The organism is Christiangramia sp. LLG6405-1 (assembly GCF_045055805.1).
Lineage (GTDB): Bacteria > Bacteroidota > Bacteroidia > Flavobacteriales > Flavobacteriaceae > Christiangramia.
In genome coordinates, this window is record NZ_CP159330.1 from 2,189,268 (window position 1) to 2,202,875 (window position 13,608).

General features: G+C 37.6%; 7 protein-coding genes and 1 pseudogene. 2 read left to right on the forward strand and 6 right to left on the reverse strand.

The window, feature by feature from the left end; all coding sequences use genetic code 11:
* Positions 1 to 118 precede the first annotated feature (118 nt).
* Both ABVM50_RS10065 and ABVM50_RS10070 read left to right on the forward strand, forming a co-directional pair.
* Positions 119 to 1,234, forward strand: coding sequence for a DUF2914 domain-containing protein (locus ABVM50_RS10065; protein ID WP_405198458.1), 1,116 nt, complete (start codon positions 119 to 121; stop codon positions 1,232 to 1,234).
* 164 nt (positions 1,235 to 1,398) lie between these two features.
* Positions 1,399 to 2,070: a hypothetical protein gene (locus ABVM50_RS10070; protein ID WP_405198459.1), complete on the forward strand. Its 672-nt coding sequence runs from the start codon at positions 1,399 to 1,401 to the stop codon at positions 2,068 to 2,070.
* 306 nt (positions 2,071 to 2,376) lie between these two features.
* Here ABVM50_RS10070 and ABVM50_RS10075 read toward each other — a convergent pair whose 3' ends face one another.
* The 6 genes and pseudogenes from ABVM50_RS10075 to ABVM50_RS10100 form a co-directional block, all read right to left on the reverse strand.
* Positions 2,377 to 3,291, reverse strand: coding sequence for a HipA domain-containing protein (locus ABVM50_RS10075; RefSeq protein ID WP_405198460.1), 915 nt, complete (start codon positions 3,289 to 3,291; stop codon positions 2,377 to 2,379).
* A pseudogene (locus ABVM50_RS10080) lies at positions 3,242 to 3,573 on the reverse strand (HipA N-terminal domain-containing protein). Before ABVM50_RS10080 ends, ABVM50_RS10075 begins: the two are co-directional and overlap by 50 nt.
* Positions 3,570 to 3,788, reverse strand: coding sequence for a helix-turn-helix domain-containing protein (locus tag ABVM50_RS10085; protein WP_405198461.1), 219 nt, complete (start codon positions 3,786 to 3,788; stop codon positions 3,570 to 3,572). The pseudogene ABVM50_RS10080 and the gene ABVM50_RS10085 overlap by 4 nt, the downstream one beginning before the upstream one ends.
* 340 nt (positions 3,789 to 4,128) lie before the next feature.
* Positions 4,129 to 7,131: a type I restriction endonuclease subunit R gene (locus tag ABVM50_RS10090; protein WP_405198462.1), complete on the reverse strand. Its 3,003-nt coding sequence runs from the start codon at positions 7,129 to 7,131 to the stop codon at positions 4,129 to 4,131.
* Positions 7,128 to 8,363, reverse strand: a complete 1,236-nt coding sequence (locus ABVM50_RS10095; protein WP_405198463.1) for a restriction endonuclease subunit S — start codon at positions 8,361 to 8,363, stop codon at positions 7,128 to 7,130. Before ABVM50_RS10095 ends, ABVM50_RS10090 begins: the two co-directional genes overlap by 4 nt.
* 157 nt (positions 8,364 to 8,520) lie before the next feature.
* On the reverse strand, positions 8,521 to 13,596 hold the full coding sequence (locus tag ABVM50_RS10100; protein ID WP_405198464.1) for a hypothetical protein: 5,076 nt from the start codon (positions 13,594 to 13,596) through the stop codon (positions 8,521 to 8,523).
* Between the last annotated feature and the right edge of the window lie 12 nt (positions 13,597 to 13,608).

The window sequence follows — 13,608 nt, forward strand, 5'->3', positions numbered from 1 at the left end:
TTCCAACGCCAAATTTGTGTAATAATTAATCCTGAAAGCAATAAGAATGCTTGTTATTAAAGTTAAAGCTAATATCCCGATTGAGTTTTACGCTAAATTTGCCGCTACTTAAAATTTTATGAAAAGAGCTCTAGTAAAATATAGGAAAAGTGCTTTTGGAAGGTACATTACTCGCAATCAAAAGTATGCTCCCATTATTTTTTTTATGGGTGGATTTATCTTTGATACCTTGACCTTAGGGCGAATAGATCGTATATACGATACATTGGTTCTTTGTTCGCACATGACCTTAGTCACAATCACTCTTTATTTATATAATGTAGTAGATGAGGATAGATGGGAAGGCTCATTTATCAGGCGTTATCACGAATATTTTCCGCTAGCGATACAATTTTTCTTTGGCGCACTTTCAAGTGCTTTTGTTATCTATTTTTTCAGGAGTGTTTCTCTGTCAAAAACTATGTTTTTCTTCATATTGCTGGTCCTGCTCTTATTTGCAAACGAGTTTCTGAAAAAGAAAATATCGAATAAATACCTTCAGTTTAGTGTTTATTTTTTTATAAGTTTCATCTTTTTTGCCTTTATGATTCCCACGCTTATCAGGGAAATGAATACATTTATTTTTATCATTTCGGGACTTGTAAGTTTGGGGTGTACTTTAACCCTTATCATGTTTATCTATAGTTCAAGCTCAGCTACACGAGCGGAGTTAAGTTTACGAAGACTGATAAGTCTTATCCTTTCAATTTATATATCAATTAATGTTTTTTACTATTTCAATCTTATTCCACCAGTTCCGCTGGCTTTAGATACAGGCTTGGCGGCTCATAATGTGCGAAAAATAAATAATGAGTACATAGTTACTTACGAGAGGAATCAATGGTATGCATTTTGGCGTAAACATAACATTAATTTTCATCGGGAGAAAGGTCAACGAGTTTATGTATTTACTTCTGTTTTTGCACCTACAGATTTAAAAAAGCCCATATTCCATAGGTGGCAACATTTTGATCCCGAAACCGAAACATGGCAAGTAACTGATGATCTTGGCTTTGAAGTTGCCGGGGGCCGCGATCGTGGTTTTCGTGGATATACTTATAAAAAGAACCTTAGAGAAGGTAAATGGAAAGTTGATGTAATTACTGAAGAGGAACTGGTACTGGGTGTCGTAGATTTTGTGATTACAAATACTTCTGAACCTCCTAAAGTTGGAATGGTAAAGAAAATATTTTAAAATCCGTTCCCTTAAATAGATGTTTTGTATTATTTGAAAAAAGTTTTTTTTAAACTTTAATTTTTATTCATTTTTTCTAAAGAAAGTGTCCTATTAGTCACTATTCACGTTTAAAAAATGAGTATCATGGAAAATAATACATATAAATTCTGAAAAATTTTAAGATGAAGTATAGAATAGAGATAGAGGATGTTCAGACGGTCGATGAGATTAGAGAATATTGGACTAATGAAAATTATGTTCGAATGCTGGAAATGTTTAACTATCCTAATGCTGACGATTCTGAAGATGAAAATTTAAGGGAGTTGCTGTTTATGGCCATCACAGATTTTGAACCTTCTGAAGCAGCAAAGTTAGTTCTGGAATATAAACTAGGGGAGCACTTGTCTGAAGGGCAAATAGACCAGATCTCTAATGATATGTTAGTAGATACAGTTTGCGAGGAATATCCGGAAATTGAACTGCAATCAACTTTGTTTCATATTAACCAATTGCTTTTTAAAGCTTATAACGGCAAATTTCCAAGCTCTAGTGCTACAATTATAGAGTGCTCCATAGAATCATTAAATAATGATAGTGAAACCTCCTTAACAGAGGAGATGGTATTAAGGTTACTCAATAATGGACTATCTGAAAGGAATATCGTTAGGAGATTATTTGAAGATCAATTGAAGGGAGAAAAAGAATTTCCGGAAGCAGAACATATTATCTGGGAACTTAAGAATATTGATGGCAATGAATATAAAATTACGATTTCAGGAAATTTGATCAAAAAAGATGAAATTATATCTTCAGAATGGAAAGGAGAAATTGAAGAAAGCAATGGGGAATCGTAGAAAATAGGAAGTCTGTAAGCGACATTCCATATCAAATCTTCTAATTATTTCCCAATACATAAGTTATCAGTTCCCTGTTTTACTGGGCTTAGCGAAAAACGAGGTGTAATTTAGGTACACGGCCATTGCAACATATTGAAAAAAAGTCACAAAATATTACCATATATGTAATCATTGATGATTTTACCGGTAATTTCTCCCTTATTAATGTAGAAAACATATTCGTCGGTCAAAAGCTAATTTGAGGCTTTTAAATCACAGAGATATCATTTCATTCACATCCAGAATTCAAATTATCTCTTATAATTACTCTTTGGTTAGTTTTTTTAATCGGGTCTTATAGGCCTGCAAATAATTTCTTTTTGTTTTATCATCTAAAAAGCAAGCCATGGTTAGGGTGTCTACCTGATCGGAACCGTTGAGCATGGAAGCCATGATTGTATTAAACTGCTTCGAGGATAAGCCTACCTGCTCGGCCAGGACTTTAAACTGTCCGGCGACATGGGTTTGGCCCAGGTTGGCCGGTAGCAGACCACTATCCAATGCGAAATCACTATCCTCAATATGAATTCGGGTATTTAGCAGGTCATAAGCAGGACTTAAGCGATGATCTCCCATAGGGGTTTCCAGGATTGCAAAATTCTTCAGATGTGCATCTCCGTTGGAAAACAAATAATTGAACAATAGAAGTTTAAACAATTTGGGTGTTTCCACACGGTAGGCGGGAAGGTATTTCTTCATCAGTTCAAACAACTCCAGGTAATTCCCTCCACATTTATAATTGTCCCCATGGGTCTGTGGGGTTTTACCGGCTAGTGAAGCAAAATCCTCTTTGGCCTTCTTGCTACCATCCGTGTTTACATCAGATCGTTTGGTGATGTAGGCCGGGGCGCAGTTTTTAAAAAAGATTAGTGCATTCTCTGCGGTCTCGATACCGTACACCCGACGCGCGATTTGCATGGTTAAATGCTCATTGGCCGGCATCTGGTCCCTTTTTTTACCGGAATTAGGAATTGGTTTTAGAATATAGGTACCCTGCTCTCCTTTTTTAATCATGCGTAGCTTGTTCTTTTCCAGCAATACTGAAAACTTTTCCTGGACTCCAGATATGGAGATACGCTTTTGATTTTCTTCAAATAATTTATCTGAAGGGGCATCTGAATTTGGAGCCTCATACGGAGGCTTTAAGTTTTTTAACTGTGACGGCACCAACTGTATCATAGCAGGCCGTAGCCATCAGGATCCCAAAATAGTCGTCGGTATCCAGGCGCTCTGCCTTGCAAACAGCTTGTTGATTGGCACCCTCTGGAATCATATTATAAAAAAAGGAAATATATATTGGCAATGGTATTTCTGTTGGGACCGGGGTAGGGTGAGACTAATAGGGGGATTGTCAGGATCGGCCAGCAAGCGGTCCAGATAGCGGAAGGTAAAACTACCGTCATCATCCTGCTGTAGCACACCGGCCTCTGTTCCTTTAAATAAAATAGCGGCTTGTCTCATTTAAGCTGTATCTTTTTGACCTGAAGGTTGATCTCCAGGCCTAATACATCAGTGATTTTTTGCAGGGATTTTAAGGTAGGATTAGCCTGTCCAGTCTCTATCTTATACAAGGTAATGATTCCAATATCGGCCATCTCAGCTAATTGTTCTTGAGTGATACGCATGTGATCACGTCTTTGTTGAATAAGCTTTCCGATGTGTGCGATTGCTTTCATTTCTTATATGCTGAAATCCATAGTATAGTAAAGATTTTTAGATCAAAATAACTCATTTTTCCAAAAATATATTAAAATCCATACTTTAATGAGGAATCTGATGTTTATTCACTGAATTGCACATAAAACGCAATAGAATCCACATTATAATGATGGTTCAGGGATATTTTTTTGGAATTATTTGTGGTCGTTAATTTTTTAATGCATAGAAGAGAAACTATTGCTTTTCCAGGCTGCATGAACTATAACAGTACAAATGAGCGTGCTTTGCCTCAATTCTTTCATTTTTTTGGAAATTTCTTAAGTAGCACTTCTATCTATTCAATCTTAATCCTTTTCTCTAAGCCTCAATCGGCCAATCCTTATACTGCCCCTCGGCCTGTTCAATCACTTCTTTTAAAAGTTTATCTAGTTCAGAAAATGGCACTTTGCCGCGTAATTCTTTTTTGACCGCTAACCGAATTGCGGCGCGGGCGTCTTCTTTTTTAGTCCAGTCGAGCTGGAGGTTTTTCTTGACGGAGTTTACCACCGTATGCACCAGGTCCTGGATGGGGCCGGATTGGTTGAGCAGCTTTTCGTTGGCCGATAACAGGTCATAAAAAGCCAGTTCATCTTCGGTTAAACCGAGTTGTTTGGTCCTGATGTCATCCTGCTGAAATTCATTCGCGATGTCCAGCAGGTGCTTTATGGCGGCGATGGAATCCATCGAGTTTTTGTGGTAGTTGCTCAGCACTTTTTCAAGCTCGTCTTTCAGCTTGCGCATCCGGCGGATGTTCTTGGGCATTCGCACCCGGATCTCGTCATTGATGATCCTGCGCAACAATTCTACTTTGATGTTCTCGTCGCCTTTTTCCTTTACAATGGCCTGGAACCTATCGTCTACTATGGAAATATCGATCTTATCCAGGTTGTACATTTTTGCCAGGTCTACAATTTCCTGCGATTCGAGGGACTTGCTAATCAGGTCTTTTATCTTTTCATTCTTTTCCCTGCGCGGACCGGGAGGGAACTTGATCTTTCTTATAAGTTGCCTTATCTTCTGAATGATTGCCAGCTCTTCCTGTATCTCCCAAACCCGAGGATCTGAACTGGTCATTGCCACCAGCTCTGCCAGCTTTCGCTCTTCGAGCAAAAAGACATCGGTTACAGTATCAGATTTTAAAAGACTGTTCACTTTAGTGTTGCACCATTTCAATCGGTCCATTTCGGTCATTGAATTGACGGTTTCCGCAGAAAATTCACCAATTAAATCTTTCACTTTCTCCAACTGCTCCAAACAAATTTCCACGGCAGCTTCAAGATCGAGAGTGGGTTTTCCTTCCCCACCTCCGGCGGTGTATTTTTTGGTGGCTTCGGCAAGAAAGCCGGAAATGCCTATGAAGTCTACTACGAGTCCGTTAGGTTTGTCTTTGAAAACCCGGTTTACCCTTGCAATGGCCTGCATCAGGTTATGGCCTTTCATTATCTTGTCCACATACATCGTATGGGCGCAGGGGGCATCAAATCCCGTGAGCCACATATCGCGCACGATCACCATTTGCAGCGGATCTTCAGGCGTGCGGAAACGCTTTTTTATAGCTTCCATCGCATCTTTGGTCCGTATATGCGGATTCCAGTCTGTAGGATCTTTGCTGATGTTTCCGGTCATTATCACGGCGATTTCAGGGCATTCTTTAAGTGCGCTAAGCGCATTGTACATTTTTACGCAGTTCTTTCGGCTCATACACACGATCATCGCTTTGCCTTCCAGGCTTTCGGTCCTGGCCTTAAAATTGGTGAGGATGTCTTTGGCAACCCTTTCTACGCGGTCACTGGCCCCGGCGGCATCCTCTATCGCGGCCCACACGGCATTGTTCTCCTCGTCCTCATCTTCTTCCATTTCATCCAGCTCCTTATCATATTTGGCTTTGATGTTGAGCGGAACCATTTTTGGCTCGTAATAAATGGGCACCGTGGCACCGTCTTCCACGGCCTGTTTGATATCGTAGCTGTGAATGGTGGGGCCAAATACCTGTTGGGTATCGGCATCTTTGCCATCTACGGGCGTTCCGGTGAAGCCTATGAAGGAGGCATTGGGCAAAGCGCGTCTTATGTTCTGCGCAAAGCCGCCGCTATGGAACCCGTACTGGGTGCGGTGGGCTTCATCTGCCATCACAATAAGGTTGGTACGTTCAGAAAGTACGGGGTGGGAGAGCTCTTTTCCCGAAGCCAGTTCTTTTAACCGAAATTTCTCAATGGTGGTAAAGATCACCCCGCCGCCATCGGTGCTCAGGAGGGCCCGCAGCTCATCGGTGGTATCGGCGTGTTGTACGTGGCCCACCAGGTCTTTGCACAGCACAAAATTCTCATAAAGTTGCTGGTCCAGGTCATTGCGGTCTACCTGGATAAGGATGGTGGGATTTTTCATTTCGGGCATTTGCCTCAGGATCCCGGTAAGGATGGCCATCGAAATGCTTTTGCCAGATCCCTGCGTGTGCCATATCACTCCCAGCCGGCCGTCACCGTTGGGTTTTATATTTTCTACCGCAGAGTCCACTGCTTTTTTGATGCCCCAGTACTGGTGATATTTCGCGCCCTTTTTGATGATTTTACCGTTGTGGTCTTCGTGGAAAATGAAGTTTTGCAGGTAGTTTAATAAGGTTTTCTTCGGAAATAATCCCTTAAGCAAGGTTTCCAGCTGAAGTTCCTGTTGCTGCTGAAGGTCATCCCCGTGCAGACTTTTCCACGGAGCGAACCACTTCAGGGAGGAGTTGTACATCCCGTGCAGGGTTTCCAGTCCATCTGAAACTACCGTGATGGCATTGTAATCATACAGCTGCGGAATATCCTGAAAGTAATGCCCAATTTGCCGGTGCGCGTTTTCCACGCCCACTTCGGGATCAAACATATTCTTAAATTCAAAAACAATGAGCGGAAGTCCGTTGATGAAAACGAGCAGATCTGTGCGCCGGCTGTTCTTGCCAATGATCTTTACTTCATCTGCACACACAAAGGAGTTTTTCCCGGGTTCTTTGTAATTGATAGGGTAGAGGTGCCGGGCCTGTTCTTTGCCCGAAGCATCTTTCCAGGTAATGGAAACCCCCTGCGTCATTTTAAGATGAAAATCGCGGTTGCGGTGATCGAGATCCATTCCCTCGTGCTGGGTAAAAGCTGAAAGGGCTTCATTAATGGCAGTTGCCGGAACACCGGGATAGGAGCTTACCAAAAACTCCCGAAGATCCTCCTCCAAAACCACCTTTTTGAGATCCCGCTGCAAGGAATTGCCCTCTTTATAACTGTACCCCAACTCCTGAAGGCACCCTATGGCAGCCTTTTGCACCGTGATCTCGATCATTTGTGTCATAAGACTTCAGATAAAGTTTTCTCCGCATCTTTTACGCGGACTTCCCCGCTGATTAGTTTTGGAAGTAAGGTGTCGCGGAGTTGGGTTAGTGTTTGGTTTTCCAGGAGATTACTTTCTATTTGAGCATAATAATTTTCAACCTCCTTAATATACTCTGAAATTCCTGAACCTATCAAAATAGGAAGAGCTCTGAAATTAGCTTTACTTATCTCTTTAAAAGTGCTACCGTTTGCTTTTGATAAAATCAGATTCATATTATTTACAGTCCAACCGTGTAATTGAAATAAAGTCAAGGTTTTATTAGGAATCATTGTTATAAAACCTTGATTTGTACAAGCTGGTTTTCTATTTATGGTAATGGCTCCAATTGTAGCTCGACTTGACATAAGTAAAGATCTTGCTGGAAACATTTTTGCTGAACTTTTTTCCAGACCTTTTTCTGTAATTTTTTTTGCTGTTCCAAAAGAAAACAGGGAATTTGCTTTAGTTAGATCCGTTGGAGAATACCAGTCAATATTTCCATTTTCCCAATACTCCTGAACTTTTGTTTTTGGTGTTCCTCCTCCTAATGTTTCAATAACATCACCTATAGGTTTTACTTCCCATCCCTTCGGAATTTCCCCCAATTCAGAATCTACAAAATCCCCATCCTGAAAAGGCCCAAAATCAACAAACCAGTGCTTGTATAAAGCCATTGCCATGTCTTCCAGGGTTTTGTTCATCTTGAGGTTGAGTTCGATCTTTTCGTCTAAAGCGGAGAGGATAGAGGCAATGGATTTTTGTTCTTGGAATGACTCAGGAATTAAAACCTCAGAATCCAATAGAACTTGTGGACCAAACGCAGGATAAGCACTACCTGTGCAGGATTGCACCAGGTAGTTTATATAGTTGTCATTGGTGGTTAGATAGTACAGAAATCTTTTATCAATATTTTTTGGTGTAAGGACTGCAAAACCTGTGGATGCAATAGTATTCTCCTCTAAATTTTGAGAGTAAAAATAAGATTTTAAGTTGGGTCTTACAGAGGATATTACAGTATCTCCTTCTTTGAGTAACCTTCGTGCACGTGAAGGCGCATCCTCAAAATCCATCCTCTTTGGCTCTTCATAAAATCCTGTCCCCACTGATTTGATATCGATATAATTGATCCAATTTAAGTCACCTTTGCGGATTGAATTTTTATTAACTTCTATTAAATCTCCTAAGCGATATTTTCTCCAGTTTTCCGGCATTAGTTATTTTTTGTTTCTTTAGAAGTCTCAGTTATGAGCTGTTAGGGTTTTCATCCTAACCTTTTCCGTTTCGGACAGACCTTTTGGGTATGTAATCACTTTCTTTAATCGGTTTCGTTCTATTGCTAATAGCCCAATATGGTAGGTATGGGCTTTTTTAGTTTTCAATTTTTTTATATGTAATTACATTCTCTCTGAACAAATATGCTTCTGATGAGCCTAAATCAACCATTCGGTTCAAAATCCAAACATAATCATCTATTAACGTTTTGTCGTTCTTGATTTTAGAAATATGGTTGTAAAAAAGTCGTTTTATCATTCTTTCTGCCGAACCTGTTGCCAAAGTAAGTGAAGCTTGAGTATTTGTTTTAAATGTTTTTGTTAACCAACTTATACCATCTGGTAGAAATTCTTTTTCGCCAACTGTTGAAAACACATTAATTGCCGAGGAAGTATTGTTTTGACCCTTTTCAAGAAATATCTTTTTGTAGAAATCTTTTTTGTTATCCAAGACAGTCCAATAATTTTCGTTCGGATTACCTTGGTAATCCCATAGTAAATATCTTATGTCCAACAGAAGCTTTTTGATTAGCGGATGTTTTCCGTTGCTTGGAATTAAATCAAAAAGAATTTCCCAAAGATTCCAAAAGTTCGCTTGTTGTTTTAAGTATTTCTTTTCTTCGATTTTCAAATTCCCGTTGTCATATAATTTTAATACAAGGTAATCTAAAGTTGTGTTTACAAATTCGAGCAAGTCATTTCTTCCAAACTTTTGACTTTGGGTTTGGTGTGATAATGAATTAACTAACGTAGTTAAAACAGATTTTGAAAAACTAAAATTTGCGTCCAAAAATAAATTGGCAAGATATTGTTGAATATCAGAAATCGATTCCTGATGAAATTGGCGTGATTCTCTTCTTCTATTATAAGAATAATCTTCTTTTTTAATTAAATCACTAAGAACGATTGGTAATATATGGTTTATGAATTCTGTAAAATCATTATCAGCTGTATCGTAAGGGGTAATTACAAAAGCTCTTGCCAATAAATATGCTTTGCTTTTTTCCAAATTTATTTCAACCAGATCTAATTTTAAATTTTTGTCAGATGAAATTCGTTGAACAAAATTTTCTTCATTTTCCTGTGCTTCCTTTACCTTTTCTTCATCTTGGTAATCGTTTAAATGTGGATGAGCTTTTTTGTAATTGGAATATTTGATAAGCCCCAGCCAAACTCTTTTTGCCTCATCCGGGAATTGTGGAAAAAAATCCTCTCTAATGTACTTAGTGATTTTATCAATTTCGTGCTCGGGAAACGGTGCAAATAGCATATAAATCATTGTTGCTATTATTCCATTTTTTTCTTCATCATTATTTGCATTTTGCAATAGCAAATGGAAAGTAGATAATGCCATTTCCTTTTCCATTATGTTAACGTCCTTATTGAAATTGTAATTTCTGCTAAATGTATCTTGAAGAATAGAGCCTATTGAATTTTCAATTGTTTCTATACACCACCTTTTCTGTTCTTCTCCAATAGAACCTGAAAATTCGCGTAATCCAAGAATAGCTAGTGTTATAGGTTTACTGAAAAGTATATCGAAATTATTATCGTCCAAATAGTACTGATAGCACTCCAACCATTTTTCATAACTAATGGATTCTTCTCTTTTATGCGCTTTTGAAATTATCCCTGAATATAAAGCGGATTTATTTTGCCTTTCAAAATAATCTTGTGATGAAGCCAAATGTTCAACAACTTCTTGTTCGTAACTCGGCTGAACCACAAATCCTCCAAGTTTTTCATCGTACGGTTTAACTTCCCAAGTTCTAGTATCAATCTCATTCAATCGCTTTTTCCACATTACATCATCCTTCTTAATTCTTGCTTTAAGTTTATCAAATAATTTGTGTATTTGCGAATTGAGTTTTCTAACATTGAATTGATAATTCACGATAAAGTCGCTTAAACCACGAGTGTATTGTTTTCTATGTGGTAATTGATTTGATTCCCAACGCTCCTTTTGTGCAAATGAAATACGATTGTCCATAGGGGAAAAAGTGGAATGATCTTGAACTGCCCGCGTTGAATCCCAATCATAAAATTCGGGAATAGATAGTAGGGGTAACATTGCTTCTTCAACTTCTTCAGGATATGCAACTGCAACGCTTGTCAGAACCGATAATGGGGCAACATTATTGCTATTTTTTAGAACATAATCAAACATAAATTGTATGTTCTTTTTACTTATATCTGTTTTTCGTTTTGCTGTTTCCAATAAGAACTTTTCCAAACTCATCAGCAATGATTCCAAAGCGTAATTTGTAACGCTTGAGCCTCTGTAAGCTGCCCATAATTCCCAGGCAGCAAATTGTTTTACTACTGTCCCATCCTTCAATTCAATTTCTATTTGTGAGATTTCGTGTTTGTATTCACAAGTAGCGTTCACATAAAAATCAACTGAATAATTGATAAAATCAATAATGAATTTTAATCCAATGATTGGGTGAACCCACAATAAATTGTAAAATGGTGTCTTGTAGATTCCTGAAGGAAAAAAAGAATGCTTATCTCTAATGCCCCAACATTCTTCGTCTCGTAAACGGCTTGCTAAAAATCCTAAACCATTAGGAAAGTCTTCTTTTTTCGGTGGAACGTATTTCCAATTTTTCCAAGCTGTTTCAACAATTAATTCGGGTACTTCCTTTAATAAACGTTGATTTCCTATACCTGAAAGACAACTTTCAATTACTTTCTCGTAAAAAGTGTTCAACCTCCAAGAATCACGATTTTCCTTATTGTCAAATGCTCTAGAAAGAAGTTGTATAATTTCTTCTTTTGAAATTGTAGCCAAGTCGAACAAAATTGTAATCAAGATTGAAGATTTATCTCTGGCGTTTTCTTCTTGCCAAAACTCTTTTTCTTCCTCAACTTCTTTAAGGTAAAAAAGGACGATAGATTTTGCCGATTCTAATTCTAAATTTTCAATTTTGTGGTATTGAAAAAGTAATCGGTAATACCAGTCCGTAAGAAAATTCAGTATTGATAGTTTAATTGTGTCTAATTGAACTATGTGCTTTTGAATAAAAAATATTGCTTCTTTCCAGCCCGAACCAATAGGTAAAAGAAAATTCCTATTATTGGTTTTTTGATCGCTTTCTTTGCAGCAAGTTTTTATGATATGCAAACATCTGTTGAAGAAAACAGCATTGTTCTCAAGAAGATCTTTTTCAAAATTGAGGAAAAACGAATTACTGTTATCGGATTTATAAATAGCTATCAGCAATTCATCAGCCCAATATTTTTCAATCGTTGAGTCAGAAATTGTCGTCTTAATTAGCTCATTTATAGTGCTGTTATTGTCAATTAGATAATCTTCTACCCATAGGCGAAATGCTCGTCTGATTGCGGGTTCGTTGCCCAAGTTAACAAACAAATCTTTTGGTTCAGGAAAATCTTCGAAGGTTGAGGAAACATATTTTACTAAAGCCCAATCTTCTAAAATATCGTGAGTGGGGGCATACTTTCTATTGTTGTTTTCCTGAAATACTATTTCGTCATTTTCTAAACAAACAATTGCTTCCGCATCGGATTTATTGGGTGTAGTAAAGAGTTTCATCTCTTTTGCTCTCTTAACTGCAATTTCTTGAAACGCTTTTTCTCTTTTAATTGGCAGGCCGTTTTTTGTATTTGTCGAATCTACAACCAATGAATTCCACAACTTATCTTTAAATTCAGTTATTGAAACCGTAGCATAATCTTCGTTTGTTTTGCCAATTGCTAATATTGAAAAATCAAGATATTTTGGGCTTCGAAGTAATTTTTTGACTTTGTCATTTTTCAGAACACTGCTTAACTGTGGAAATTTTTCAACTACAAGTTTTAGTTCTTCTCCGTTGAGACTTGGAACGTCAATTATGTCAATTTCGTTTTTATCAATTCCGAATTTTAAGGTAATTAAGTCGATCGCATATCTCCGGGATGAAGCAATAACCTTGATTTCAGGATGTTCTGCAAGCAATCCTATTAATTGTCTGAAAGCACATTCCGGGTCTGCTTCTAATAATTTTTCCAAACTATCAATAAAAATGATTTTTTCAGGGATTAGAGAAATACAGGAGAAAATATCTTGTATCGTTTCGTTCACGCCCTGTCTTGAAAACACATTTGCAAGTGTTGATTCATTGAATTGATCAGCTCTGAAAACGAACACGCTTGAATTTTGAAAATCTTTTTCAAGAATTTCTTTAATTTTTGCGGATTTACCAACACCCGGCTTTCCTGTTACAACCGTAAACTGATTACGGCTTAATGCCTCTAATATTTTTTCTCTTGCTTCGGTTCTGGGTAATTGAAATTGGTTTTCGCCAGATCCAATTGAAGTTTTTATTGGTCGTAAAATCTCTCTACTGTCTGATTTAAGTTTCTCAACAGTTTTTAAATATGGACTTATCTGTGTATTGTCAAAATGAATAAAGAACTCTTTGTCTTTAATGCTTTCAACCGTTGCGCTCCCACCATTTGGATTAAGTGTTCCAGCGTAAGCAAAAATACTATCCCAAATCTCATTTTCGGTAGCGGTTGAATCTTTACTTCTGCATAGTTTGATAAGATTAAGAAAATATGTTTTATCAATACTACCTTCGTTTAAGAAATCATATTCTAGAACATCAATGCATTTTAAAAATTCCCATAATTCTTTATCACTTAAGGAGATATTTGTGTTTGCTTCTTTTAATACTTCGCGAAAAACATCTAATCGCTTCTTTTTTCCCTTAATTCTGTTTACTTCCGAAATAAAATCGGTTTCTGTAGCGTGGGTTGCCGCCCAATTAAAAAGTGATTTAAGATGGTTTCGTTCGTCTTTAGTTAAACCATTTTTTACTACTATAAGTTTATCTTTTGTTTTGTCAAAAATTGAAGTATTATTATAATCTTTCCAAAAAGCACCAATTACTTCTTTAAATTTTTGATTGTCAGCAGTAAACGAAATGTCGTGTTTTACTTGAACTAATAATCGGTGTTCTCCTCTCTTGGATTTTGCAGTAGCCATAAAATCGTCAGTCTCATAGCCTCTATTAGTTACTTGCATAGCAACCTCTGAAAGGTGTGCTGAATCAATAGAAGGAACATTACCTCGTATGATCAGCGTTGTTATAAATGCTGTTTGTACGAGTTGCTCAAAGTTTGTCCCACCACCTCCTTTTTGAAAAACGCTTCCTTTGTCTGACATAATTATTTATTC